Consider the following 25352-nt stretch of genomic DNA (forward strand, 5'->3'; position numbering starts at 1 on the left):
AGTGTCTTAATTAAAATAAATTATATCTTATACCTGCAAAACCACGGATACCTTGCAAAGAAGCATAATTATAAGCAGTATCAAAGGTATATCCGTGCGGATTGGTTACGGGGTTGTCAGCATCCTTATTAAAAGGATCAAAGGGTCTCATTAAAGGATCTTTAGGAATAAAATTAAAAATATTTTTTAATCCTCCGTAAACTTCAATGCCGTTATGAAATTTTTTAGTCAGCTGAATATTGGCGATACAGAACCAGGGAGAGTATTCTCTTCTATAATCATCGGGTTGTATAGGAAGTCTCATAGGACCGTTCCAGTTTCCGGTAAAATCTAAAGTCAGGCTTTTAGGGAAATTATAGGAAATTATAAAATTGCCAGACCATTTGGGAGCGTGAAGTTGCTGTATTTTTGTTTTACTACCATCTTCGTCATTTTCTTTAATATAAACATCCATAAAAGTTACACCTGCCATAATTTTTAAAGGAAAGGTAAAACTCCAGTCAGTGTTGAACGAAATACCTCTGGAAACGGCGTGGCCATCTAAGTTATCGTAAATGATTTTTGTAGGATCCGTATCAAAATCACCTACAATTTTATTTGTAAAGTAGGAATAAAAACCTGTGACATCCAAATTAACGTTAAAATTTTCGTTGGGTATTTTAAGAACATAATTTAAATTTCCATTATACGATTTTTCCGGTTTCAAAGAATTTTCAATAACAACTTCTCTTGCACCGGTAAGAGCTGCATGATCTTCAGTAAATATATTAACTACTCGAAATCCAGTTCCAAAGCTGGCTCTTAAGGTATTGTTTTTATTAGGTGAAATTTTGTAGGCAACCCGAGGTGAGTGAATATTTCCGTGGTTTTTGTCATGATCGTATCTGTAACCTACCAACAAAGTATTTTTTGTATTAATGTTCCATTCATCCTGAATGAATATTCCCGGCAATGGAGTTTTGGCCGGAGCGTTATGTAATCCGTCTGCTGATAAAGTTGCCGGAGTGTTATCATCATAGTAAGTATAACGAAATCCTCCACCCAATAGAAGGTTATGATTTTTTAAGGATTTGTCCCAGTAAATTTGTCCAAAAGCAACTTGTTGAGTAGCCATGTAAGGAGTATCCCCATACCATGAATTTTGATCATGCCAGTTGTAAGAAAATTGTGTATATATTTTTTCAGTAAATGGGAGCTGATAATTTCCTATTATTTCAATTCTTTTAGTATAAATACTTTCACCGTATACTTCATCACTTCCCCTGTATTTTTTACTCCAGTTCATCTGTCCTCCCCATCGATCTTCGTTGATCCATCGTATACCAATACTGGCATTACGATTTTCTTTCCTTTTCAGATTCCACTTATTAAAAACAGAAATCCGGTTTTGCAAAGTAACGTCTGTAAATCCATCATGATTATTGTCAATAGGATTATTATATAAAAAGTAATTAATTCCCAATAATCCGGACAAATTTTCAGAAGGTTTTAATCTGAGTCCAATATCTGCACTTAATTCACCCCAGCTGGTTCCGAAGACGTCTGCGCTTACTAATGGCGCTTTTGCCGGATTTTTTGTAATTACATTAATGATTCCCCCCATTGCTTCAGAACCATATAAGGAGGAAGCCGGACCTTTAACGACCTCAATGCGATCAATTAAACTATTTGGAATTCCGCTTAATCCGTATACAGTTGATAAACCGCTGACTATAGGCATGCCGTCAATCAAAATCATGGTATAAGGACCTTCCATTCCATTAATATGAATATCCCCGGTATTACATACATTACAATTAATTTGAGGTCGTACTCCGTTTATCATACCCACAGCATCAAATAAGCTGGGAGTAGGATTTTTTTTAAATAATTTTGAGGTTATAATTTCAACCGGAATAGGACTGTCCGATCTTCTCACTTCTCTCATGGTTCCAGTCACAACAATGTCGTCAATATTTTTTTCATTTTCTGAAGATATTGAATCTGAAATAATTTGAGAGGGTAAAATATTAACCACAAGCATGGATAATAAAATAAATTTTATTTTCATAAGATGTTGTTTAGTTTTGCAAAATTATAAAATTAGAAGATTCTAACAAATTTATTTTGTAATATGAATTTTTCTTTTTGGATTTAATTTTTATATTTGTGTATGTACTCGTATATAGAAGAAAATTATTTAAAGGCTTTGTACAGTATTGCTGATGACAACGGTGAAGTATCTACGCTTGCTTTAAGTCAGTATTTAAATATTAAAATGCCTACCGTAAATAGTATGATGAAAAAATTTTCTGAGAAAGGATTAGTTCATCATCAAAGTTATAAACCTTTGAGACTTACTGATAAGGGAAAAAAACAAGCGGCATTAATACTTAGAAAACACCGGCTGACTGAAATGTATCTGGTCGAAAGAATGGGGTTTAGCTGGGAAGAAGTTCATGAAATTGCAGAACAAATAGAACATATTCATTCAGAAATTTTTTTTAATAAAATGGATGAGTTGCTCGATTATCCTAAATATGATCCGCATGGTTCCCCAATACCAGATAAAGAAGGAAATATTGAATGGCTTAATTACCAAAGATTAAGCGAATGTAAAGAAGGACAGAAAGTAATACTTTCAGCTGTGGTTAATGGGTCTAAAGATTTTTTAAAATATCTTAATTCTAAAGATTTAAGTCTGGGTATGCTGCTTACAGTACTTTCAGTTGAACCGTTTGATGGTAGTGTTACCATAAAAATCGATAATTCTGAAAGAACAGAGGTGTTTAGTAGTCTGGTTGCTGACAAATTATTAGTGAAATAAAAAGATTTCTTTTAAAAGATAAGATTTTTATATAATTTCTGATTTATATGCAAAAGTTAAACTCATAGATAACTTACTATAATCACATATTTTTTTTATAATTTATGTAATAAATTTGATTAGTATTTATTATATTTATAATCTTAATATAAATATGATACTATTGATATGAAAAAAATGCCATTTTTTATGATCTTACTTTTGGTCAATCAGATTCATTCTTATGCGCAGGAAAAAGCTGTTGATCTTGTTAACTTTAATCTTAGCGTCATAGGTGTAGGTATTCAATATGAAAAAGCCTTGACTGAAAAGATAACTGCTTTAGGAACGATTGATTATTCAGGTGGTTTTGGTTATAATTATAACGGTTACGATGAAGGATTTGACTACATGTTAACTACCAGATTATCCTTGGAAGGACGTTATTATTATAATTTTGAATCCAGAGCTTCAAAAGGAAAAAATACAGCTAATAATTCAGGTAATTATTTATCACTGAAATTGACGGTTTTGCCTGATTGGCTAACCAGTTCTTCTAACAATTGGAAAATTAATCCTCAAGGTTCATTGTCATTTAATTACGGACTTAAGAGATCTTTTGCTAAAAACTTTTTTTATGAGCTCTATGCAGGACCTGGAGTTTCTATGTATTCTGAATCTAATTATAAATATAACTTTGCATTAGATAGATTTGAGAAAAAAAAGGAGACTAAAATTGGAGCTATGCTGGACTATGGGTTCAGAATAGGATACAATTTTTAGATTTTAAACAATAAAAAAACTGCTTACTGTAGATTTATTGTTTTTAAGGTATCTTTTAAATACAATAAATCTACATTGAGAATATTGTCTCGTATATCTGATTTAATTTTATAATATTTATGATGCAATGGGCACGGGTTTTCACTGGAACAATCTCTTAAGCCTAAAATACATTTTTTAACAGCCTTTTCTCCATCTATAGAAACAACAATATCGCATATTTTTATTTTTTCAGGTGCTCGGCCTAACGTAAAACCTCCGTTTTTTCCTTTCATAGACATTAGTAAATCCACTTTGGTCAATTGCTGAAGTATTTTTGCAGTAAATGGTTCCGGAGAATCTAATGCCTGGCTTATTTCTCCTACCTGGCACAAATGATCTCTTGAGCTATTTTTACTGAGATATATCATAATCTTTATTGCGTATTCGCTAGTTTTTGTGAACATGTGAATGGTAATAATCAATCCGATTTCAAATATAAAACATAAAAAGATAAATAGGTCTTTTTATTAAATAAAATATATCATGTTATTAAAAATTATTTTAATTAATTCATTACTAATTGATTAATTGAAAATTGTTTACTGAAAAATTATTACAGATAAATAACTAAGTAATTTTAAATCATTTACGTAAATTTACACTATGAAGAGAGGATATGCAGATTTACCATTGCATTACGGTACTGTTCCGGCATGGTTAGCTCAAAGAATGTGCTTGTTAGGCGGAGCAATTACTGAAGCAATAGTGCAGGAGTACGGAAAAAAAGTCTTTCTTCAAAAATTAAGTGATCCCTTTTGGTTTCAATCTCTGGGATGTGTTTTAGGAATGGACTGGCATTCATCAGGAATTACTACTTCCGTAATGAATGCTTTAAAAAAATCTATCAATCAGCGTTCTTCGGAATTAGGTATTTATATCTGTGGAGGTAGAGGGAAATCTTCCAGAAAAACTCCTGATGAGTTGATGGATGTTGCTTATAAAACAGGGTTAAATGGCAGTGAGCTGATTACCCATAGTAAGTTGGCAGCTAAAGTAGATAATACCGCCGTGCAAGATGGATTCCAGTTGTATCTGCATTCTTTTGTAGTTACTTCTGAAGGCGATTGGTCTATTATACAGCAAGGAATGAATCCTGACGAAAAAATGGCTAGAAGATATCACTGGCTTTCTTCTAATATAAAATCTTTTACAGAAACACCTCATTCTTTTATATATGGAAAAAATCAGGGGCAGATCTTAAATTTGACTGATCAAAATGCTAAACAGACTAAGGAAGGAATACTGAGTTTAACTCGTGAAAATCCGGATAAATTGATGAAGGAAATTTCTTTACTTATGCCTGAACATCATGAAGTGCTTCAAAAGGATGTAAATCTAAAACGTTTGGGAGCTGCTTTAGTACTTGCTCATGAAACAGATGTCTCTTCAATTGAATCACTTTTACTTTTGAAGGGCGTAGGACCCAGAACACTTCAGTCTTTAACTTTGGTAAGTGAAGTTATTCATGGTACTCCTTCCAGATTTTCCGATCCTGCTCGTTTTTCTTTTGCTCATGGAGGTAAAGACGGTCATCCTTTTCCCGTTCCAACGAATATTTATGATGAAACTATTGAAATATTCGATATAGCGTTGCACAAATCTCGTTTAGGAGAAAAAGATAAATCGGAGGCTTTAAAAAACCTTTCAAAGGTTTCTCAGCAAATGGAAAACAACTTTATTCCAGATTATCAGTTAAAAGATTGGATACATAAAGAAAGAAAAGATTCATGGAAATATGGAGGGAAAACAGTTTTAGGAGATGCAGTCAAGAATACTGATAATTCAAAAATAATTACCCAAACAAGGTTTAATCCAAAGTCAAAAAAAATAGATAAGGATCAGCTGAGTTTATTTTAAATAATCTTAGAATACCTTTATAGTTGTGTATTAAATAAAAATGTTAACTTTGATAGAAACCATGGGGTGCTTTAACTTAAAAGTTGCAGGCTGAGATTATACCCAACAAAAGTATTTCTTTTGTGCACTTATCAGATAATGCTGATAAAGGATTTTATCTAACTGTATAGTTTCCCTTTGTTTTATTAATTGTTGAATTTTAAACATACTAAATTATGGGAATTTTATCTGCAGAAGTACTGGGAAAACTTAAAGAAGAAGCTGTAAATGCTGAAAAAATAAGAAAATTGACGGATAGTCAATTAGAAATTATTTATTCTCAGAATTTGTTTAATTTGTTTGTGCCTAAGTATTTAGGTGGTTTAGAATTAAATTTGTTAGAAGGTCTGCAATTACAGGAAATAATAGCAAAGTTAGATGGAAGTTTAGGCTGGACAGTGACTTTGTGTAGCGGTGCAAATGCTTTTGTAGGATATTTATCCGGTAAACTGGCAGAAAATATATTTAAGGATCCTAAAGTTTGTTTCGGAGGCAGTGGAAAAATAGGGGGTGTAGCTGAAGAAAGTCAAGACGGATATTTAATTAACGGAAAATGGAGTTATGTAACAGGAATACCCCACGTAAACGTTTTTACAGCCAATTGTCAAATTAAAAAAAATGGAAAGATGCTTACCTGCGATAAGGGTACACCGATTTACAAATCTTTTATTTTTTTTCCGGAAGAAGTAAAAATTATTGAAGATTGGAACACTATAGGTTTAATAGCTACAGCCAGTCATTCGTATACAGTGGAAAATTTATTCGTTAAAAAAGAACGATCTTTTTTGATAAAAGCTGAATGTCGTTCCATCGATCTTTTAATTTACAAATATCCCTTTTTAACTTTTGCAGAGCTGACTCTCGCTGTTAATCATCTGGGAATGCAAAAACATTTTTTTGATTTAGTTGAAACTATTTTCAACTTTATTCAGGAACCATTACATAAAGAATTCAGAACTCAATTTTTTAAAAATGCAAATCATAACTTTCAGGAGAGAAGAGCGTTATTTTATAAATATGTTGAAGACTCGTGGAATGAATTAGAGAAAACCGAAAATGTATCGCACGAGCTGCTTAGTAAAATAAGTATTATATGCAGAGAAATTGTAAAAGAAGGAAGAGAAACGGCTCTGCAACTATATCCATACCTCGGAATTTTAGCTTCTAATCCAACTACAGAAATCAACAGAATACTAAGGGATATTCTGACTGCCAGTCAGCATAGTTTGCTTTTGTAAACTATTTTTTACTTCAGATTGCGTAAAATTATTCAATAATAAACGATAGATAGTAATAATTTTTTAAATAGTTTAGACATAATTTATCAAGAATAAATTATATAAAATTAATGAAAAATAACAATTAAGATATATATTTTGTACATTTACATACCATACTAAATGGTATGTAAATGTATGAAGAAAAAAAATAAAACAGATTGGTTACTAGAAGGGTTAAAAGTTTTAGAGGAAAAAGGGTTTAACAAATTAACCATTGAGGAACTTTGTGTACGATTAAATCTCACTAAAGGTTCATTTTATCACCATTTTAAAAATATAGAAAATTACGTAGAATCTTTAATGATATACTGGAAAGAAGAAAATACTTTATCTTTTATAAATAAAGTAAATACTAAAGATAATTTTTTAGATAAATATTATTATTTAAAAGAATTAGTAGCAAATGCATCACATAAAAAAGAGCAGGTAATTCGAGGTTGGAGTTATTCAAATCCGATAGTAAAATTTTATTTGCAGCAAGTAGACAGTTCCAGATTATCATTTCTAAAAGAATTGAGACAAATTAAAGGAGAATCAAAAGAAAATACCGATCATGCAGCCATGTTGGAATATGCAACTCTTATAGGTATTCAGCAGTTATTTCCAGATATAACAAAGGAAGAGCTACAGCAATTACAAAAATTCTATGATAAAATATAACATTAAGCTATGAAAATCAAAACAGGCAAAGTAGCTGAAAAAGATTTGATAGCACAATATCTTCCATCTGACTATACAGAAGTTTTACAGTGCGTATTTTTCAGCGAAAAAAATATAACTCCCGACGATATTCAGGTAGCTTTTTGGACTAATTCTCCTCAATGGATAAAAAAAATGTTCAAATTAAGAGATATATTAGTAAAACCTTTGGGTATTAAACCCGGAAATGAAAATGATAAGCTTGAACTGGCAAAAAGCATACGTTTAGGAGAAAATTATAGATTTATAAATATTCCCGCTAAATCTATACATGAAACTTTATTATGTATGAACGATAAGCATCTGGTTATGTATTTTTCTGCTAAAATCATATCTGAAACGGGAGATAAAAAAAAACTAACAATTACCACACTTGTTAATTTTCATAATCTCTTGGGGCGGTTATATTTTTATATTATTTACCCTTTTCATTGTATCATTGTTAAAAGTATGATAAAAAATGCAGTATCCATAGTTCAATAAAAATATTTCTTATCTGGTATTCTAATTTAGATATTAATTATTTACGTTTAAAAAATTCCGGAGTAAAAAAATGTGAGAGTTATTCTGAAAGTAATAAAATATATAATTAATGGTAAAGTATCATTGGCTAATCATACTCTTTAGCAGCCTAATTAAAAATAAATATTAGAGAAAAACAAAGTTTACAAAATATAAGGTATTTTTCAAAGTGGAAGATCTAACAATGAATAGAAGTCAAGTTTTAACAAAAAAAATGTTTATTAATTTGTTTTAAACTAAGTTTGTTTGGATTACTGAATATAAGCTCACTATAAACTATCACTGATAAATTTGGCTTTAAATTCGGTTTCTTTCCATTCTTTTTCCGGATTACTCTGAGCAGTTATTCCGCCTCCCACAAAAAGTAAAGCTCCGTTATTATAAAGTTTAGAACATCTTAAATTTACATAATATTTTTCATAACTTTCTGTTTGAATGCCAATGTAACCGGAATAAAAATCACGAGAATAAGATTCTTCATTTAAAATAAATTCTTTGCTTTCCTTAGTAGGAAGTCCGCACACGGCAGGAGTAGGATGCAGGCCGGAAATTATATCTTTTATTTTTTGTTTATCCTCTAAAGGAAAAGAAAAATAAGTTACTAAATGTTTAACAATTCCCAGATGAAGAGATTCCGGTCCACGAATATTAAGAGGTTTAACAGATAATTTTTTAAGTTGCTTTAAAATATAATCCGTTACATACTGCTGTTCATCCTTTTCTTTAGTTTGCCATTCGGAACTCTCATTGTCGGGTAATGTACCGGCTAAAGCCATGGTAGTAAAAACAGAATTTTCCCAAGATCCTAAAGTTTCCGGAGTAGCCCCAAGCCAAACTTCATTTTTGTTCCAGTAGCTTAAATGAATAAAAGAATTAGGATATTGATCTGCCAGATATCTGAAAGATTTAAGAGGACAAATAGAGCTGTTTGAAATCCATTTATCGCGGGATAAAACTATTTTATCCATATTTCCCAATTTCAATATAGATATTGCTTTATCAATTAATTGAATATAATTATCTATTGATATTGTTGAATTATCAATTAGACTTTCGGATAAATGAATTTCGTTAAGATCAGATAATTCTGAATAGTTTAACGGAGTTAAAAAACTGAAACGGAATTCATAATTTTTTGATGAATCAAAAGAATGAAAAATATATTTATTTGCTCCTTTTTCATCCGGGATGATAAGATAAAACTTACTTTCCTGAGGGAATCTAATGAAAGCAAAAGGAGTGTCAGAACAAATGTGATCTTTAATTACATCATTGATTATCATTAGTCAAAATCTTTAATAGGAACGATTCGATTGATCATAGTTACGTAACAATTTTTGAAAGTTTCCCTTTCATTTTCATTGTAAATATTGATTTCTATAACCTGCGAAGAGTTTCCTTTGTTGATAAAACTAGCTATTGCTTTGATTTTTCCGGTTCTTACCGCTTTCAAATGGTATCCGTTAACCTGAGTTCCAAACACATAATATTTTTGAGGATCAATAGTCGTTAATGAAAGCACAGAGCCTACAGTTTCTGCTATTGCCAGGGATACACCTCCATGTAAAAAGCCCATCGGCTGATGAACTTTTGAAGTAACTTCAAGTTCGGCAGTCAGCGTATCACCTGTAAATTCCGTATAGACAATCCCTAAGTTTTCCATTAAAGTATCTTTAGAAGAATTATTTAAATGTTGAATTATTTCCTCGTTACTCATTTTTATGTATTTGTAAATTCAATACAAATGTAAAAATATTTAAGTTTACAAGTTTGAATTTATTCATCAGTCAGTATTTAAGATTATTACGTATTTTTATTAAAAATTAAATTTGCAATTGAGTTGCAACATACTCATAATATTTTTGTAGAGTAAACAAAAAAACTAATAGATATGGCTGTTAAAAAACATAGCTGTTCATGCTGTTCAGATATAAAAGAGCAAGTTTCTCATAGTCATGAAGGACATTCCCATGACCATGGTATAGATAAAGATATTAGTACAATGAAATTATTTTTACCTGCAATAATCAGTGCTGTTCTTTTATTGGCAGCGGTACTAATGGATTATTTACAGGTTGATTTTTTTCACTCATGGCTTCGATTATTATGGTATATTCTGGCTTATTTACCAGTAGGTTACCCTGTCTTTAAAGAAATGTTACAGGAGTTCAGGCACTACGATTTTTTCAATGAATTATCATTGATGTTTTTAGCATCTGTGGGTGCTTTTTATATAAAACAGTATCCGGAAGCAGTTGCAGTTATGCTTTTTTACTCTATTGGAGAAAATTTCCAGGGATTAGCGGTTGCAAAAGCTAAAAAAAATATAAACTCTTTGTTGGATCAAAGGCCGGATGAAGCATCCGTTATAGAAAATAACACTGTAATAAAAATTAAAGCCAGGGAGGTTGCAGTAGGAGCAATTATGCAATTAAAACCAGGAGAGAGGGCAGCGCTGGATGGTGAATTAATTTCTGATTCGGCTTCGTTTAATACTTCGGCACTTACAGGGGAGAGTGCCCCGCAGACAAAAGAAACAGGCGATAGTGTTTTAGCTGGTATGATAAATCTGAATTCATCATCGTTAGTCAAAGTTACCACACCTTATGAAGATAGTAAATTGTCTAAAATTCTTGATTTAGTGCAAAATGCAACCGGACAAAAAGCTAAAACAGAATTATTTATAAGAAAGTTTGCTAAAATATATACACCGGCTGTTTTTTTTGTGGCATTACTGGTTTTTCTACTTCCTTATTTTTTTGTTTCAAACTATCAATATGAAGATTGGCTCTATAGATCACTAATTTTTCTAGTCATATCATGTCCATGTGCTTTGGTTATATCCATACCCTTAGGATATTTCGGAGGAGTAGGGTTAGCATCGAGAAACGGTATTTTGGTTAAAGGATCTAATTTTTTAGATGCTTTGGTAGATGTAAAACAAGTAGTTCTGGATAAAACAGGAACGGTTACACAAGGTAATTTTTCAGTTCATAAAGTATCTGTAAATACTGAATATAATGAGGAACAAATACTGACCTGGGTTAATATCGCGGAATCTCAAAGTACACATCCTATTGCAAATGCAATTCATGAATACATAAATCAATCGCCAGATATATCACGTATAAAATCTATGGAGGATATACCCGGCAAAGGAATCAAGGCTGAAATTGATTCCTATGAAATACTTGCAGGTAATTTCAGATTAATGGACCTATATAATATCAAATATGATCAGGATTTAAAACAGATAGTGAACACAGTTGTATTGATAGCTGTTAATCAAAAATATGCAGGATATATTGAAATTGCAGATCAATTAAAGCCTAATGTTGCGAATGATATACAGGAATTGCATGCAATGGGTATTAAAACAATCATGTTAAGTGGAGATAAAGATTCAGTAGTTCAAAATGTATCCCATGAAATAGGCATTGATCAGGCATATGGTGATTTATTGCCGGAAGATAAGGTAAACAGGATGAAGCAGATTAAACTGGATACTAATGGTAAAATAGCCTTTGTGGGAGACGGATTCAATGATGCTCCGGTCATTGCTTTAAGCGACGTGGGAATAGCTATGGGAGGTTTAGGAAGTGATGCAACCATAGAAGTTGCTGATATTATCATTCAAGATGATAAAATGTCTAAAATACCTTTAGCAATAAAAATAGGAAAAGCAACCAAAAGCATTGTATGGCAGAATATAATTCTAGCTTTTGGAATAAAAATAATAGTGATGATTTTAGGTGTATTTGGTAATATTTACTTGCTTGAAGCTGTGTTTGCTGATGTAGGTGTGGCATTATTAGCAATACTTAATGCCGTGCGTTTACAAAGAATGAAAATAAGGTAGATTCATGTATATTGAATATAATAAGTCCTGCTTAAATTACAGCAGGACTTTATTCATATACTAATTGAGCTCTACCTTCAGTACAAACAACTCCGGTAGGTTGTTTTACCGAAGATAATGTGTCACAATCTGCAATATTCCATTTTTTTATAAATCTTATTTCAGCAGCATTATAGAGAGAAATCAAAGATTTGAAAGAAGTGGTATCAATACCTAACGGATACGGAATATATTTTTTTGTTTCTCCACAGGAATTTATACCAATTGCAGTAAATCCCCAGCTACTGGAATCAGTGCATTCCACTTCAGTCATCGAAATAATTTTATCATATTTTTTGTTTAACTCAACGGATTCTTCTTCACGGGTAATGAAGGGAGAATCGTCAGTCTTACAACTAATTAAAAATTGAAAGCAGAGTATTAAAAAGCAAGGTAATATTTGTATCAACTTTGATTTCATGGTCAAGAAATATTAATAAGTGACAAAAATAAAGCATTCTTGAATAAGAATGCTTTATACTGGAATTTAAAATAAATATTTTTGTTGTAACTCATGGATATTTACTTTCATTTCATCAATTAGAAAAGTTTTAACGCTCCCGTATTTCTTTTCCACTTCGTCTAATGCCGATTCTAAATATTCCGGCAAGGTAGTATATAAAAATTTATTGGCTGGATTTTTTTCAAATAAGGATTGATATTTTCCTGCAAGATACTCATTCGAAGCCATATAATCCTCTAAAATGGTTTCCCGGGGAATATTCAGTGCGGATAAAAGAAGAGCAGCGGCAAGACCTGTACGGTCTTTTCCTGCGGAACAATGAAAAAGTAAAGGTAAATTTTCATCGTGTTGTATTAAATCAAAAAATTTCCTGTAAGTTTCAATGTACTCCGGTTCAGTAACAAACAAGCGGTACAGATGTTTCATGGCATCAATAACATCTTGTTCCGAAGTAAGTTTACTTCGTCCAAATGCCTGTAAAGATCCCGGATCAATAATTAAATTGATATAATTTTTGACAGACTCAGGGATACGGTCCGGTAACAGATTACATTCTTCTTCACATCTGAAATCTACAACTGTAGTAATAGGTATGCCAGACAGATAGTTTAAATCATCTTCCGTAAGATTATACAAATCATCAGATCTGAAGAAATATCCCCATTTAATATATTTACCATCACATGATTTTAATCCGCCTAAATCTCTAAAATTAAATCCTCCTTCCATTGGTAAAAGATTTTCTGAAAGAAAAGCAGAACCCATTTCAGTCACAATTTTAAAATAACTTCTTTGGGAAGGATTTATATATAATGGATATACCCCTAAATCTTTTCCTCGTGCAATAGGGGTTTCCATATCTATGCTTTCCGGTGTGTTTCCAGCATACAATACCCACTCACAAGGTGCATCAATTATTAAAGATGCAGCCTTGGTATTTTTATCTCTAAAAATAGAGGCTTTCGTATGCATATCAATTATTTCGGAATTCAAATAATTTTTATTCAGGCTTTCTTCTTTCATATTCATAATAGTTAAATTATAGTATCAGTCATACTTACTATCAAACTTTTTGCCATGTTACTGTATATTATTAAACATATTGATAGTAAAAACATTTATTTTTAAATTATGTATAAAAATAAGAAATGTTTTTTAAGTAAAATTATTATTATCTTTGAATTTATAAAATAATAAAGGGGGTGCTTAAACATCAAGATAAAAATAATCTTTTTTTCTTGAAAAATGGCTGAGATTATACCCATAGAACCTGTACGGATAATGCCGGCGTAGGGAAAATATACTACTGTATTTTGTTTCCGTTCCCTTTATTAGATAAAGTGTAAACTATATAGATTAAATATGTTAGAATTAATAAACCATTGGGGAATTGGTATAAAAGAACAAATTCATCAAATTTCTATATGGGAAGGTATAGGCGTATCTTTCGGAGTAGCTGAGGTATTGTTTGCTAAGAAAAATAAGGTTTGGCTTTATCCGTGCGGGATCACCAGTATTATTATTACAGCGTATTTATTTTTTCACGCAGGTTTGTATGCTGAAATGTTTTTGCAGACCTATTATTTTTTTATGAGTATTTATGGTTGGGTTCTTTGGTCTGAAAAAAAGGGACAAAGACTAACCGTTGAATATTCATCTTCTTTAGAATGGAAAAAAGCCTTTGCCATAGTTATTAGCGCATGGGCAATACTTTATATCTTATTACTTTTTTTTACTAATTCAGATGTTCCTTTTTTTGATTCCTTAGTAAGTGCATTTGCCTGGTCCGGTATGTGGCTATTGGCTAAACGTAAAATTGAAAACTGGATATTTTTAAATGTAAGTAACCTAATTGCAATTCCTTTATTGATACACAAAGGATTAATATTATATTCTGCATTAACTTTGTTTTTATTCATTATTGCTGTTTTTGGTTATGTTGAGTGGAAAAAACTCATTGAAAAAAGGACAGCTGATTAAAAAAAATTATATTTGTAGTGTAATATAAATGTAAAATATGAATTGGATTTGGTCAATAATTATCGGAATACTGGCTGGCTTTTTAGCAGGTGTGTTGATACGTGGTAGGGGGTTTGGCTGTCTTATAAATTTATTGGTAGGAGTTATAGGAAGTGTCTTGGGAGGTTGGATATTCAGTTTATTAAATATATCGGTGAGCCACGGTAGTAAAATAGGAGTTCTTACAACTTCTACCGTTGGTGCTATTTGTTTACTTTGTATTGTTTCTTTATTTAAAAGAAGATAATTTAGTTATTAAAATATTTTAAAGCTTCATCTTTAAAATCCAGTTTTTGAAGTTCATCTTCAACTTGAGGAAACAGGTATACTTTATTAAATATACCAAAACCAACGGTTTGCCATTGATTTTGATATAAAACTCTTAAGGTAGAAAATAAAAAGAAATTTTTTCTTTCAAATCTTTTATCAATTATTTCATCTACAAGACGATCCTGAACAACCGGAATGAAATTTTTACTTAATTTTCCGAACAATTTGACATTAGGATCTTCTATCTTATCAAGTTCCTGATTTAATTTTTCATCAAATATGGTTATAACTTTGTTTTTAATAAAATCTCGACAACTGGCTTCATCAGGATTAGTAAAATATAAAGCACTAGTGATAACTAATAGTAAGATTAAAAATATATATCTGAATTTCATAAGCCAAAAGTATTTAGGCAAATATAAATACTTTCAAATTAACATTAATTAAGAAGTTTAGATTTATACCTCCACATATATTCAAAAGCATTTTTTAAGGTAAGTTCAGGAGATGTGGGGGAAAACTTTAATTCAGTTCTTGCTTTAGATATATCAAAATCCTGTACCAATCCGTAAAACATAGAAATTTCCTTCTCTGTGATAGCCGGGGCCTTTTTTGTTATTTTTGAAATAATACCCAGGCTATAACCTAACAAATAAAGGATCCATTTAGATATTTTTATAGGCTTACTAATATTGAGTTGAGGTAGAACCAAGTTTGCAATTTTTATAGTATCAGTAATAGACATTCCTTTTTCATTGGCAATTATATATCTCTCGCCATTTTTACCATTAATTGCAGCAAGATAACAACCTTCTGCTACATCTTTTACATCTATCCAGTTAATGTTGATGTGAGTTTCAATTGGAAGTTTATTTTTAATTATATTTTTTAATATTTCATTAGAATTACTCAATCGGTCAATAATTTCACTTCCAATCATAGCACTAGGCAAAACAGCAATAAGTTCAATATTATATTTTTCAGCTAATTTGAAAGCTAACTGTTCGCTATCGTTTTTAGAATTGTAATACATATCTCTTCGATCTGTGTTATATCCCGATTTTTCATTGATAGGATAAGAAGAATAGTTTAAACTGGCAATAGAACTTACATAAATTATCCGTTTCACACCATTTTCAGCAGCAGTTTCCAATGTTACTTTACATCCATTCATATTTACATCATAAATTTCACTTTTAGGATTTTTAGCCCAGAGCTTAAAGACGGAAGCAACTGCAAAAACAATTGTTATACCCTTCATCGCTTTGCGCATCGCCTCTTGGTCAGTTATATCAGCAATAACAACTTCGCAACCGGTATTTTCAAGAAGTTTTTTAAATTCAGGCTTACGGATTGAAGCACGTACTCGATATCCTTTATTTACAAGAAGTGTTACAAGATTATACCCTAGATGTCCATTAGCCCCCGTAACCAGAATAAATTCATTTTTCATTTTTTTCATATTAATTTTACAAAAACAAAATTCTGAACAATTAAAAAAAATGCAATTAACAATTGTTAAGCAGATTTTTACGAATTCTACTTAAACTACCGGGTTTAATTCCTAAATATGATGCAATACATTGCAAAGGAACATGTTCAAATATATCAGGTTGATTCTCTAATAATTGTAAATATCTGGATTGCGCATTCATAGAAGTCATTTCTATAATTCTTTTTTCATGAAATGACATAGATTCCTGTAAAACTAACAATGCATAATTTTTCCACAAAATACTTTGCTCGGTTAAATTTTTATAGTCTATTCTTGAAATACGGAGAAGTTTACAGTCTGTGAGACATTCAATTGAAGCAAATGATGGATGTTGATTTAGAAAATCTGAAAAAGAACAGAAAAAATCGGTAGGGCAATTTATATGTTGCGTAATATCATTTCCATTACTATCATAATAAAACAACCGTAAGTAACCAGAGTTGATATAATATAAATATTTGGGAATATAATTACTTTCTTCAATTACAGTCTTTTTATTATAAAATACGGGCTCAAATAACTGTTTACCTATATTATAATCTCTCTCTGAAAGTTGTTTAATTTTTGAAATATCAGTAAATAATTTTTGATACATTTATTTTATATTTTTTAAAGTAATTTAAAAGTATAATAAAATATTTAACTTTCAAAATAGATAAAAATTCACTATAATTAGGTAAAAACTTATATTTTTGTGTAAACGATAAAAAAATGGGGAAATATAATTTTGATCAAATCATAAACAGAAAAAATTCAGATTCATTAAAATATGGCGTTTTAAAAGATAGATTTGGAAGAGATGATTTGCTTCCTTTGTGGGTTGCTGATATGGATTTTTTATCTCCTCCGGAAATTACGCAAGCACTAGCCCAAAGAGTAGAAGAGGGGGTTTTTGGATACTCTTATGCTTCTTCCGACTACTATCAGTCTATAATTAACTGGCAGAAAAAGCAGCATCAGTGGGAGGTTAAAAAAGAAGAAATCAGTTACATTCCCGGTGTAGTTAAAGGAATTGCTTTTGTTTTAGAAGTTTTTTCAGAAAAAGATGATCAAATTATTATACAGCCTCCGGTTTATCACCCTTTCAGAATTATATCATCTTTACATGACAGAGAAGTCATTAATAATCCATTAATTTTTAATGGAGAACAGTATCAGATGGACATCGACGGACTTGAAAAATTAATTACACATAAAACAAAAATTTTAATTTTATCCAACCCTCATAATCCGGGAGGCAGAGTATGGAGTAAAGAAGAACTTACTAGATTAGCTGAAATTTGTTACAAACATAAAGTCCTTGTTATATCAGATGAAATACATTCAGATTTGGTTTTATATGGTAAAAAGCATATACCGTTTGCATCCGTATCCGAAGAAGCTGCCCAAAACAGCATTACACTTAATGCTCCTTCAAAAACATTTAATATAGCAGGAATAGTGACATCCTATTCTATCATTAAAAATAAACAACTTAGGGAAAAGTATCATAAATATTTAATAAGTAGTGAACTAAATGATGGGACTATATTTGCATATTTAGCTTTACAGGCAGCTTACGAAAAAGGTGAAGATTGGATGATAGAACTAAAGGCATATCTGGAAAAAAATATAAAATTTGTAGATGAATATTTAAAAAAGAATATTCCTCAGATAAAAGCAATAATTCCTGAAGCCTCATTTTTGCTTTGGTTGGATTGCCGCGATTTAAATTTAACTCAGGCTCAACTTACATCATTATTTATAAATGAAGCACATTTGGCACTTAATGATGGAGCTATGTTTGGTAAGGAGGGAAAAGGTTTTATGAGATTAAACATAGGATGCCCTCAATCGGTATTGGAAAAAGCTCTTCAACAATTGAAAGAATCTGTTTAAATGGGCTTGGATACAATTGAAATAATTGTACAGATTGAAAATTGTTTTGATGTAGTGATTACAGATGAAGAGGCGGTACGTACTTATACTGTAGGAGATATTGCCGATTTAATATACATGAAAAAAAAGATAGAGATTTCTACTACAGATATTTTTCGTGTTTTATATTTTAAATTGAAAGAACTTTTTGTGAATAATGGAGTAAATGAGAAAATTATTTGTGTTAATACAGAACTCACTGAACTTATTCCTCAAGGAGATTTAAAATTTTATGAAAAATTAATTAAAAAACAATTAGATTTACTTCCCCCTCCGATAAAACTAAAATATAATCTTCCTAGAGAAGAAGGTGCATATCAAGGGTTAATAATTAAAATTTTTAAAAGAAATAAGCAATTACGCAGCTATACTTTAGCTCAATACATACATTTTTTAATATCTGTAAACTATAAAAAATTACTGAATCCCAATCATCTGCATTCTCGTTACGAAGCAGAAAGAATCGTTTGTATGATAGTTAGTGATTGTACTGGAATTCCGGTAAGCAAAATTGAACTGCATTATAAGATTGTAGAAGATTTAGGAATCGAATAATTTTTTTAAGTGGTTGCGGAGATACAAAATAACTTTTTCAATACTGGGGAAAGTTAAATTTTCTGTTTTAAAATGAATGATATAGTTAGAATTTAATTCTGAGATAATAATTTCCGAAGATTCATGAATAGTAAATCCATTTCTAACTAAGGCTTTTTTTAACCAATAGATTGAATTACAATTACCCTCAAGTCGAACAGTTAGATGATTTTCAGGTTTATTTATTTCATACTCCTGGTTTTGATAATTAAATTTCATATCAGACGAAACAAAATAATCAAGAACATTTTCATTAAAAGCAACGTCTTCCGTGCAACCGGAAATCCATTGCTGATCTTTGATGAGCCAAAGTTTATCGGATATGGAAAGTCCCAGTGATAAATCATGCGAAGTAAAGACAACGGCTTTTCGTTTATCTTTAGCATATTCTCTGATTAATTTTATAACTTTCAATTTATTAGCAATATCCAGATGAGAAGTAGGTTCATCAAGAATTAATAAAGGACAATCCTGAATTATTGCTCGGGCTATCATAGCTTTCTGAAGGTTTCCATCTGAAAGTTCGCAAGCGTAATTAGTAGTATAAGGAGTCAGTTCAAACAAATCTATAATAGAGTAAATAGTTTCTGTTTCCTTTCGGGTGAGTTTTTGATACCATTTTTTATAAGGAAATCGTCCGAGGCTAATCAAATCAAACAGACGTAGCGAAGGACTAATCGAATTTTGGGAAAGGACCACAGATATTAATTTACTTAAATTTCCGGAAGAAATATGATAACTGTTCTGCCCCATAATTTTTATGTTCCCACCCATACATATAAGTTCCTTATATATGGTTTTTAATAAAGTAGTTTTACCTGAACCGTTTTTTCCGGTAAGCAGAATGACTTCTCCAGGGTTTGCTGTAGCATTAATATCTTTGAGTATAGCTTTTTTATAACCTATGGATAAATTATTTATTTCCAGTATTGCAGGAGTGTTCATACTAAAATGAATAAGTTTTGAATTTATTTTTAACAATCATAAACAGTATAGTAGGAATTCCAATTAATGAGGACAATATATTAACGGGTAATTGTGTTTGAACGATAATTAAACTGATTAGCAGCATAAATCCCGTTCCGCACAAAATGTTTAGTATCATTTGTTCCCATAAAGCTGCCGGATTCCATAACAGTCTGCAAAAATGAGGAATTATAATGCCTATAAATACAATAGGTCCCAGCATGGCAGTAGTACTACCGGTTAAAAGACAGATTGAAGTAATAATTAATAACTTTAAAATAGTCATATTTATACCTAGTATACGAGCATAGTTGTTCCCTAATAGAAAACCGGTTAAATTTTTTATTGATAAAAAAGCAGGTAGCAGACCCAAACAGGTACAAAAACCGTAAACGATAATTTGTACTTTGCTTAATCCTTCAAACGATCCGAAAGACCATACAACATATTGTTTTAACGCTTCCGATTCGGAATAAAATTGTAATGCTCCAATTACAGATCCGCAAAAAGCAGAAATGAGAAAACCAACAATTATAAAAGTAGAAGTATCCCTCATATTTTTCGCAATAAATAGTAAAAGTAGAGACACAGAAACAGAACCTACGAGAGAACTTAAAATTAGTATCCAGCCACTGAGCCACTCAAAATTAAATAACAGGGCAGGTACTCCTGAAAAAATAATGAATGCTACTGATAAAGCCGAGCCGGAAGATATACCCAATATAGAGGGTTCTGCTAGGGGATTTTTAAAAAACTCTTGTAATAAAAATCCGCTGACAGGAAGTGAAATTCCAGCAAAAAATACCGCTAAAGTTTTATATAAACGATAAGTAACGATTAATTTTTTCGTTTCTTCAGAAGTATAAAATAAATCATAAAATTTTATATTTTCAAAACCGCTCAACAGATTAGCAAAAAAAAGAAAAAGGCATAAAAGACCTAATGCACTTAATAGCAATATAAACTTCTTAGAAAACATAGCAACAAAGATAATAATTCTATACATTTGATATTAATATTTACATTTGCCCCAAATAATAGTTTACAAGTAAATTGTAAGTTAACAAATTAGACAGCAAATAACTACTGAATTACAGACAATGATATCAGAACATATTAAATATTTTAAACAAATTATAGGAGAGCAGTTTTGTTATGAAGATACCGATACATTAGAAAATTACTCCTATGATCATACGGAAAATCTCAAATATTTACCCTCAGTAGTCTTAAAACCGGCTAGTTCACAAGAAATATCAAAAATTGTTCAATATTGTAATCATCATAACCTTTCCATTGTGCCCAGATCGGCAGGAACCGGTCAAATGGGAGGAGCATTACCCATCAATAAAGCCGTAATACTATCCTTAGAAAGGTTAAACAATATTATTTCTATAGATACATTAAATTTTCAGGCAACAGTAGAAGCAGGAGTAATAAATCTGGATTTACAGAAAGCATTGGAACCTTACGGATTATTTTACGGTCCGGATCCCTCCAGTTGGGGAAGTTCTTTTATCGGAGGAAATATTGCTACCAATGCAGGGGGATTAAAAGCTGTAAAGTACGGAGTAACTTCAGCATCAGTTTTAAATCTTGAAGTGGTCTTGCCTAATGGCGAAATTATATGGACGGGAGCAAATACTTTAAAAAATTCTACCGGTTACAATCTGACTCAACTATTCATAGGTAGTGAAGGGACTTTAGGTATAGTAACAAAAGCGGTGGTTAAAATATTATCTAAACCTAAAACTGATATTACCTTGTTAATACCTTTTCATTCATTGGATGATTGTGCTAAAGCAGTTGCAGATGTTTTTAAAGCAGGTTTACAACCCTGTTCTATAGAATTGATGGAAAGAAATGCACTAGAGCAGGTGAAAATATTTCTGAAAGACAACTCCATCCCTTTACAAAACAACGTAGAAGCACATTTATTAATCTGTTATGATGGGACTACTCAGGAAGAACTAATGCCATTGATAGAGAAGACAATCACAGCTATTGAACAGTATTCTACAGAAGAAATTTATTTTGCCGATAATGAAACTGATAAAAACAGATTATGGGAGATGAGGCGCAAAGCTGCAGAAATAGTAAAACTAAATGGATTTACAATAGAAGAAGATACCGTAGTTCCACGTTCTGAAATGCCTAAATTAATTAAATTTGTTCGAGAATTGGCTAAAGAGTATAACACTCAGGTTGTTTGTTATGGGCATGCCGGTGATGGAAATTTGCATATACGTTTTAATCATCCCGAATTTAAGAATTCTTATCAAAATCCATTGATTAACGATATGCTTACTAAACTTTTTCAGTATATATATTCTCTGGGAGGAACCATATCCGGAGAGCATGGAATCGGATTAATACAGCAATCATTTCTACCCATTGTTTTTTCAAAATCCAATCTGGATATCCAAAAAAAAATTAAAGAAGCCCTGGACCCTAAAAATATTATGAATCCCGGAAAAGTAATTGATTATTAGCAAAGATCATCCTATATTTGCTTCTTTATAGTTTAATATATTTACTTTAGTCATCTAATTTTATAAAAATAGTGCATAAAACTGAACTTGAATTTTCTGAACTTATTGAAAAAAACCAGGGAATCATTCATAAGGTATGTAGAATATATACCACAAATAATGAAGATTCTCAGGATTTATTTCAGGAAATTTTACTTCAATTATGGAAATCTTATAAAAGCTTTAAAGGTAATTCCAAATTTACTACCTGGATGTACAGAGTATCCCTAAACACGGCTATCACTCTCTTTAGAAAATCAACTCGCAGTGTAGATACTCAGGAAATTGATAATTCTCTCTATAAATTATCTGAAGACACGGAATATTCGGATAAACAAGAACAAATAGGCTTGCTATATGAAGCAATTAAACATCTTTCGGATATAGAGAGAGCATTAGTGCTTCTTTATCTTGAAGATTTGCCATACAAAGATATCTCAGAAACGTTAGGTATTTCTGAAGTAAACGCGAGAGTAAAGATGAACAGGGCAAAAAACAAATTAAAAGAAATAATGAGTGCAGATGAGTAAAGAAATTGATATTGATAATTTAAAAAAATTCTGGAAAGAACAACCAGCTTCAGATAATCATTACTCGAAGGAACAATTGCTTCAAATGATTAATAAAAAGTCAGGTAATAACATGAAATCCATTATTATTATCAGTAGTATTGAGTTTATACTACTGATGATATCTCTTATATTTACCTGTATTGATAATACATATTTGATAGGCAGCCTTGATATGGAAGCTAAGGAAATTTATTCCAGAAATTTACAGATCAGTCGCCAACTATTATTATTTGATATACTCATATCTCTTCTTTTCATTTACTTTTTTGTTAAAACATATAGACAAATCAATATTTTAAATTCAGTTAAAGAATTAATAAACAGTATTTTAAGATTTAGAAGATATGTTACCGGATTTATAGTTATTAATATTATACTAGGAATGTTTACTTTATTTCTTACCGGATTTTATGATTTTGTATATAGTCTCAAAAGAACTTTTGGAGTAATTCAGAATGATAATATAGAAACGCAAACCATACATTCGCCTGTTAACTCACCCGAATACACGTTTTGGTTTATCATAATCTGCATCATAATTTTTATAATCATGTTCATCTATTATGCTGTCATATATGGAATATTTTTAAGAAAATTACAAAATAATCTAAAAGAACTTCGTGAAATTGAATAAATAAAATAAAAATAGGGGTTTTTTATATAAACATTTTGTTTATTTTTTGTTTGATTCCCTACTTGAAAAAACCAATAAAATATTGTAATTTTGTAGCACAGGATAATACATGGCTTCAACATCTCAACAATATACAGAAGAAAATATTAAAACCCTTGACTGGCAGGAACATATACGTATCCGTCCGGGGATGTATATCGGAAAATTAGGGGATGGTTCTTCTCCTGATGATGGTATCTATATTTTGCTTAAAGAAATTATTGATAATTCCATTGACGAATACGTTATGGGAGAAGGTAAGAGAATAGATATTTCTCTGGAAGACACCCGGGTGAAAGTAAGAGATTATGGTAGGGGAATTCCTCTAGGAAAGATGGTGGATGCTGTATCTAAAATGAACACCGGAGGGAAATATGATTCCAGAGCATTTAAAAAATCCGTGGGATTAAATGGAGTAGGTACCAAGGCAGTAAATGCTTTAGCCTCGTTTTTTAGAGTAAAATCTGTTAGAGACGGAGTAACAAGAGTGGCTGAATTTTCTAAGGGTATATTAACTGAAGAAAGTCCGGAATCGGATACTAAAGAACGCAGAGGTACAGAAATTTCTTTTGAACCGGATGCCTCTATTTTTAACAATTTTAAATTCAGAAGGGAGTACATAGATAAAATGTTGAAAAACTATGTATATCTAAACCCCGGACTAAAAATATATTTTAACGGAGAAGAGTTTTATTCAGAAAACGGTCTTCAGGATTTACTTCAGGAAAATATAGAAGGAGATGTTGTCTACCCTATAATTCATATCAAAGATGAAGATATTGAAATTGCATTATCGCATAGTGAACGATCTCAATCCGAAGTGTATTTTTCCTTCGTAAATGGTCAGCATACAACTCAGGGTGGAACGCATCTTGCCGCCTTTAAAGAAGCATACGTAAAGACTATACGTGAATTTTTTAATAAAAATTATGATGCTTCAGATATAAGAAAATCTATAATTGCAGCTATTTCCATTAAAGTTATTGAACCTGTTTTTGAATCACAGACCAAAACTAAATTGGGAAGTAATGAAATGGGACCCGGATTAACTACGATCCGAACCTTTATGAATGATTTCCTTAAAAAACATCTGGACAATTTTTTACATAAAAATCAGGAAGTAGCAGATGCTCTACAGAGAAAGATAATAATTTCAGAAAAAGAAAGAAAGGAACTTTCAGGAATTCAGAAGTTAGCCCGTGAACGAGCTAAAAAAGTAAGTTTACATAATAAAAAGCTGAGGGATTGTCGCCAGCATTATAACGATCAAAAGTCACTCAGAAAGCAGGAATCAACTATTTTCATCACAGAGGGCGACTCCGCTTCAGGTTCTATTACAAAAAGTAGAGATGTTGAAACTCAGGCAGTTTTTAGTTTAAGAGGTAAACCCTTGAATTGTTACGGACTTACCAAGAAAATTGTATATGAAAACGAAGAATTTAATTTGCTTCAGGCAGCATTAAATATAGAAATAAGTCTGGAAGATCTAAGATACAACAATGTTGTTATTGCTACAGATGCTGATGTAGACGGAATGCACATTCGATTATTAATGATTACTTTCTTTTTACAATTCTTTCCGGATTTAATTAAAAACGGTCATTTATATATATTACAGACCCCGTTATTCAGGGTCAGAAATAAAAAAGAAACCCGTTATTGTTACAGTGATGAAGAACGAATGAAAGCATTAAACGAACTAGGGAAAAATCCTGAAATAACCAGATTTAAAGGATTGGGTGAAATATCTCCCGATGAATTTAAAAACTTCATAGGTAAAGACATGAGACTAGAACCTGTTATGCTTACCAAAGATACATCCATAGATGAATTACTGGATTTTTATATGGGTAAAAATACACAAACCAGACAAGAATTTATCATTAATAATCTGGTAGTTGAAGCTATTTAAAACAACATTTACTAAGAACAAATACACTATAAAGC

At 31.1% G+C, this 25352-nt stretch carries 26 protein-coding genes and 1 riboswitch; of the genes, 15 read left to right on the top strand and 11 right to left on the bottom strand.

What is annotated here, in order from left to right; genetic code table 11:
• Window positions 1-10 precede the first annotated feature (10 nt).
• Entirely contained in the window at window positions 11-2050 is a 2040-nt protein-coding gene (locus EQ921_RS13465) for a TonB-dependent receptor domain-containing protein (protein WP_128332027.1), read from the bottom strand.
• Window positions 2051-2152: 102 nt separating this feature from the next.
• Between EQ921_RS13465 and EQ921_RS13470 the strand changes: the two genes are divergently transcribed.
• Window positions 2153-2806 (top strand): metal-dependent transcriptional regulator, encoded by a 654-nt coding sequence (locus EQ921_RS13470; RefSeq protein WP_128152453.1) that lies wholly within the window; start codon window positions 2153-2155, stop codon window positions 2804-2806.
• A gap of 189 nt (window positions 2807-2995) precedes the next feature.
• Entirely contained in the window at window positions 2996-3568 is a 573-nt protein-coding gene (locus EQ921_RS13475; RefSeq protein ID WP_128332028.1) for a hypothetical protein, read from the top strand.
• Between the two features lie 23 nt (window positions 3569-3591).
• Here the strand turns inward: EQ921_RS13475 and EQ921_RS13480 are convergent, their stop codons facing one another.
• Window positions 3592-4014: an Rrf2 family transcriptional regulator gene (locus EQ921_RS13480; RefSeq protein WP_128152455.1), complete on the bottom strand. Its 423-nt coding sequence runs from the start codon at window positions 4012-4014 to the stop codon at window positions 3592-3594.
• 199 nt (window positions 4015-4213) lie between these two features.
• Between EQ921_RS13480 and EQ921_RS13485 the strand changes: the two genes are divergently transcribed.
• From EQ921_RS13485 to EQ921_RS13500, 4 genes are all read left to right on the top strand, one after another.
• Window positions 4214-5467 (top strand): DUF763 domain-containing protein, encoded by a 1254-nt coding sequence (locus EQ921_RS13485; RefSeq protein ID WP_128332029.1) that lies wholly within the window; start codon window positions 4214-4216, stop codon window positions 5465-5467.
• Window positions 5468-5682: 215 nt separating this feature from the next.
• Window positions 5683-6744 carry a hydroxylase gene (locus EQ921_RS13490; RefSeq protein ID WP_128332030.1) on the top strand — a complete coding sequence of 354 codons (1062 nt, stop codon included), beginning with the start codon at window positions 5683-5685 and terminating at the stop codon, window positions 6742-6744.
• Between the two features lie 177 nt (window positions 6745-6921).
• The gene (locus tag EQ921_RS13495; protein ID WP_164875645.1) at window positions 6922-7446 is read left to right on the top strand and encodes a TetR/AcrR family transcriptional regulator; all 525 of its coding nucleotides are present in this window, start codon (window positions 6922-6924) and stop codon (window positions 7444-7446) included.
• A gap of 9 nt (window positions 7447-7455) precedes the next feature.
• Window positions 7456-7968 (top strand): DUF2867 domain-containing protein, encoded by a 513-nt coding sequence (locus tag EQ921_RS13500; RefSeq protein WP_128332032.1) that lies wholly within the window; start codon window positions 7456-7458, stop codon window positions 7966-7968.
• A gap of 308 nt (window positions 7969-8276) precedes the next feature.
• Here the strand turns inward: EQ921_RS13500 and EQ921_RS13505 are convergent, their stop codons facing one another.
• Window positions 8277-9290 (bottom strand): chorismate-binding protein, encoded by a 1014-nt coding sequence (locus EQ921_RS13505; RefSeq protein ID WP_128332033.1) that lies wholly within the window; start codon window positions 9288-9290, stop codon window positions 8277-8279.
• Window positions 9290-9724 (bottom strand): hotdog fold thioesterase, encoded by a 435-nt coding sequence (locus EQ921_RS13510; protein ID WP_128152461.1) that lies wholly within the window; start codon window positions 9722-9724, stop codon window positions 9290-9292. Before EQ921_RS13510 ends, EQ921_RS13505 begins: the two co-directional genes overlap by 1 nt.
• Window positions 9725-9898: 174 nt before the next feature.
• Here EQ921_RS13510 and EQ921_RS13515 point away from each other — a divergent pair, with 174 nt between their 5' ends.
• Window positions 9899-11866: a heavy metal translocating P-type ATPase gene (locus tag EQ921_RS13515; RefSeq protein WP_128332034.1), complete on the top strand. Its 1968-nt coding sequence runs from the start codon at window positions 9899-9901 to the stop codon at window positions 11864-11866.
• Window positions 11867-11915: 49 nt separating this feature from the next.
• Here EQ921_RS13515 and EQ921_RS13520 read toward each other — a convergent pair whose 3' ends face one another.
• Both EQ921_RS13520 and EQ921_RS13525 read right to left on the bottom strand, forming a co-directional pair.
• Window positions 11916-12326 carry a hypothetical protein gene (locus EQ921_RS13520; protein WP_128152463.1) on the bottom strand — a complete coding sequence of 137 codons (411 nt, stop codon included), beginning with the start codon at window positions 12324-12326 and terminating at the stop codon, window positions 11916-11918.
• Window positions 12327-12392: 66 nt separating this feature from the next.
• A complete protein-coding gene (locus EQ921_RS13525) occupies window positions 12393-13391 on the bottom strand; it encodes a tyrosine-protein phosphatase (RefSeq protein ID WP_164875289.1) in 999 nt (332 codons plus the stop codon).
• 165 nt (window positions 13392-13556) lie between these two features.
• A riboswitch (TPP riboswitch) is annotated at window positions 13557-13682 on the top strand.
• A 48-nt stretch (window positions 13683-13730) separates the two neighbouring features.
• On the opposite strand from EQ921_RS13525, the gene pnuC reads away from it, so the two are divergent.
• Together pnuC and EQ921_RS13535 are read left to right on the top strand one after the other, a co-directional pair.
• The gene (gene pnuC / locus EQ921_RS13530) at window positions 13731-14348 is read left to right on the top strand and encodes a nicotinamide riboside transporter PnuC (RefSeq protein WP_128332035.1); all 618 of its coding nucleotides are present in this window, start codon (window positions 13731-13733) and stop codon (window positions 14346-14348) included.
• Between the two features lie 37 nt (window positions 14349-14385).
• Window positions 14386-14634, top strand: coding sequence for a GlsB/YeaQ/YmgE family stress response membrane protein (locus tag EQ921_RS13535; RefSeq protein WP_128152466.1), 249 nt, complete (start codon window positions 14386-14388; stop codon window positions 14632-14634).
• A gap of 1 nt (window position 14635) precedes the next feature.
• Here EQ921_RS13535 and EQ921_RS13540 read toward each other — a convergent pair whose 3' ends face one another.
• The 3 genes from EQ921_RS13540 to EQ921_RS13550 are packed head-to-tail and all read right to left on the bottom strand — an operon-like array spanning window position 14636 to window position 16747.
• Window positions 14636-15052: a DUF4359 domain-containing protein gene (locus EQ921_RS13540; RefSeq protein ID WP_128332036.1), complete on the bottom strand. Its 417-nt coding sequence runs from the start codon at window positions 15050-15052 to the stop codon at window positions 14636-14638.
• Between the two features lie 44 nt (window positions 15053-15096).
• Entirely contained in the window at window positions 15097-16119 is a 1023-nt protein-coding gene (locus EQ921_RS13545; RefSeq protein WP_255424500.1) for an NAD-dependent epimerase/dehydratase family protein, read from the bottom strand.
• A 46-nt stretch (window positions 16120-16165) separates the two neighbouring features.
• Window positions 16166-16747 (bottom strand): Crp/Fnr family transcriptional regulator, encoded by a 582-nt coding sequence (locus tag EQ921_RS13550; RefSeq protein ID WP_128332037.1) that lies wholly within the window; start codon window positions 16745-16747, stop codon window positions 16166-16168.
• Between the two features lie 116 nt (window positions 16748-16863).
• Between EQ921_RS13550 and EQ921_RS13555 the strand changes: the two genes are divergently transcribed.
• On the top strand, window positions 16864-18030 hold the full coding sequence (locus EQ921_RS13555; protein WP_128332038.1) for a MalY/PatB family protein: 1167 nt from the start codon (window positions 16864-16866) through the stop codon (window positions 18028-18030).
• Window positions 18031-18624, top strand: a complete 594-nt coding sequence (locus EQ921_RS13560) for a hypothetical protein (protein ID WP_128332039.1) — start codon at window positions 18031-18033, stop codon at window positions 18622-18624. It begins immediately after the preceding gene.
• On the opposite strand, the gene EQ921_RS13565 is transcribed toward EQ921_RS13560, so the two are convergent.
• Window positions 18610-19608, bottom strand: coding sequence for an ABC transporter ATP-binding protein (locus tag EQ921_RS13565; protein WP_128332040.1), 999 nt, complete (start codon window positions 19606-19608; stop codon window positions 18610-18612). The genes EQ921_RS13560 and EQ921_RS13565 overlap by 15 nt on opposite strands.
• Before the next feature lies 1 nt (window position 19609).
• Entirely contained in the window at window positions 19610-20635 is a 1026-nt protein-coding gene (locus EQ921_RS13570) for an iron ABC transporter permease (protein WP_128332041.1), read from the bottom strand.
• Between the two features lie 94 nt (window positions 20636-20729).
• Here EQ921_RS13570 and EQ921_RS13575 point away from each other — a divergent pair, with 94 nt between their 5' ends.
• From EQ921_RS13575 to EQ921_RS13590, 4 genes are all read left to right on the top strand, one after another.
• The gene (locus EQ921_RS13575) at window positions 20730-22121 is read left to right on the top strand and encodes an FAD-binding oxidoreductase (protein WP_128332042.1); all 1392 of its coding nucleotides are present in this window, start codon (window positions 20730-20732) and stop codon (window positions 22119-22121) included.
• A 71-nt stretch (window positions 22122-22192) separates the two neighbouring features.
• Window positions 22193-22690, top strand: a complete 498-nt coding sequence (locus EQ921_RS13580) for an RNA polymerase sigma factor (protein ID WP_128152475.1) — start codon at window positions 22193-22195, stop codon at window positions 22688-22690.
• Entirely contained in the window at window positions 22683-23366 is a 684-nt protein-coding gene (locus EQ921_RS13585; protein ID WP_128332043.1) for a hypothetical protein, read from the top strand. The genes EQ921_RS13580 and EQ921_RS13585 overlap by 8 nt, the downstream gene beginning before the upstream one ends.
• A 109-nt stretch (window positions 23367-23475) precedes the next feature.
• Entirely contained in the window at window positions 23476-25317 is a 1842-nt protein-coding gene (locus EQ921_RS13590) for a DNA topoisomerase IV subunit B (RefSeq protein ID WP_128332044.1), read from the top strand.
• The last annotated feature ends 35 nt before the right edge of the window (window positions 25318-25352 follow it).

Source organism: Apibacter sp. HY039, assembly GCF_004023655.1.
GTDB lineage: Bacteria > Bacteroidota > Bacteroidia > Flavobacteriales > Weeksellaceae > Apibacter > Apibacter raozihei.

Coding starts and splice junctions, on each gene's coding strand:
- EQ921_RS13505 (WP_128332033.1), bottom strand. CDS start 9,290: ATGATAATCAATGATGTAATTAAAGATCACATTTGTTCTGACACTCCT.
- EQ921_RS13485 (WP_128332029.1), top strand. CDS start 4,214: ATGAAGAGAGGATATGCAGATTTACCATTGCATTACGGTACTGTTCCG.
- EQ921_RS13515 (WP_128332034.1), top strand. CDS start 9,899: ATGGCTGTTAAAAAACATAGCTGTTCATGCTGTTCAGATATAAAAGAG.
- EQ921_RS13465 (WP_128332027.1), bottom strand. CDS start 2,050: ATGAAAATAAAATTTATTTTATTATCCATGCTTGTGGTTAATATTTTA.
- EQ921_RS13495 (WP_164875645.1), top strand. CDS start 6,922: ATGAAGAAAAAAAATAAAACAGATTGGTTACTAGAAGGGTTAAAAGTT.
- EQ921_RS13500 (WP_128332032.1), top strand. CDS start 7,456: ATGAAAATCAAAACAGGCAAAGTAGCTGAAAAAGATTTGATAGCACAA.
- EQ921_RS13490 (WP_128332030.1), top strand. CDS start 5,683: ATGGGAATTTTATCTGCAGAAGTACTGGGAAAACTTAAAGAAGAAGCT.
- EQ921_RS13525 (WP_164875289.1), bottom strand. CDS start 13,391: ATGAAAGAAGAAAGCCTGAATAAAAATTATTTGAATTCCGAAATAATT.
- EQ921_RS13560 (WP_128332039.1), top strand. CDS start 18,031: ATGGGCTTGGATACAATTGAAATAATTGTACAGATTGAAAATTGTTTT.
- EQ921_RS13510 (WP_128152461.1), bottom strand. CDS start 9,724: ATGAGTAACGAGGAAATAATTCAACATTTAAATAATTCTTCTAAAGAT.
- EQ921_RS13540 (WP_128332036.1), bottom strand. CDS start 15,052: ATGAAATTCAGATATATATTTTTAATCTTACTATTAGTTATCACTAGT.
- EQ921_RS13585 (WP_128332043.1), top strand. CDS start 22,683: ATGAGTAAAGAAATTGATATTGATAATTTAAAAAAATTCTGGAAAGAA.
- EQ921_RS13545 (WP_255424500.1), bottom strand. CDS start 16,119: ATGAAAAAAATGAAAAATGAATTTATTCTGGTTACGGGGGCTAATGGA.
- EQ921_RS13480 (WP_128152455.1), bottom strand. CDS start 4,014: ATGTTCACAAAAACTAGCGAATACGCAATAAAGATTATGATATATCTC.
- pnuC (WP_128332035.1), top strand. CDS start 13,731: ATGTTAGAATTAATAAACCATTGGGGAATTGGTATAAAAGAACAAATT.
- EQ921_RS13470 (WP_128152453.1), top strand. CDS start 2,153: ATGTACTCGTATATAGAAGAAAATTATTTAAAGGCTTTGTACAGTATT.
- EQ921_RS13535 (WP_128152466.1), top strand. CDS start 14,386: ATGAATTGGATTTGGTCAATAATTATCGGAATACTGGCTGGCTTTTTA.
- EQ921_RS13520 (WP_128152463.1), bottom strand. CDS start 12,326: ATGAAATCAAAGTTGATACAAATATTACCTTGCTTTTTAATACTCTGC.
- EQ921_RS13570 (WP_128332041.1), bottom strand. CDS start 20,635: ATGTATAGAATTATTATCTTTGTTGCTATGTTTTCTAAGAAGTTTATA.
- EQ921_RS13575 (WP_128332042.1), top strand. CDS start 20,730: ATGATATCAGAACATATTAAATATTTTAAACAAATTATAGGAGAGCAG.
- EQ921_RS13555 (WP_128332038.1), top strand. CDS start 16,864: ATGGGGAAATATAATTTTGATCAAATCATAAACAGAAAAAATTCAGAT.
- EQ921_RS13475 (WP_128332028.1), top strand. CDS start 2,996: ATGATCTTACTTTTGGTCAATCAGATTCATTCTTATGCGCAGGAAAAA.
- EQ921_RS13565 (WP_128332040.1), bottom strand. CDS start 19,608: ATGAACACTCCTGCAATACTGGAAATAAATAATTTATCCATAGGTTAT.
- EQ921_RS13590 (WP_128332044.1), top strand. CDS start 23,476: ATGGCTTCAACATCTCAACAATATACAGAAGAAAATATTAAAACCCTT.
- EQ921_RS13550 (WP_128332037.1), bottom strand. CDS start 16,747: ATGTATCAAAAATTATTTACTGATATTTCAAAAATTAAACAACTTTCA.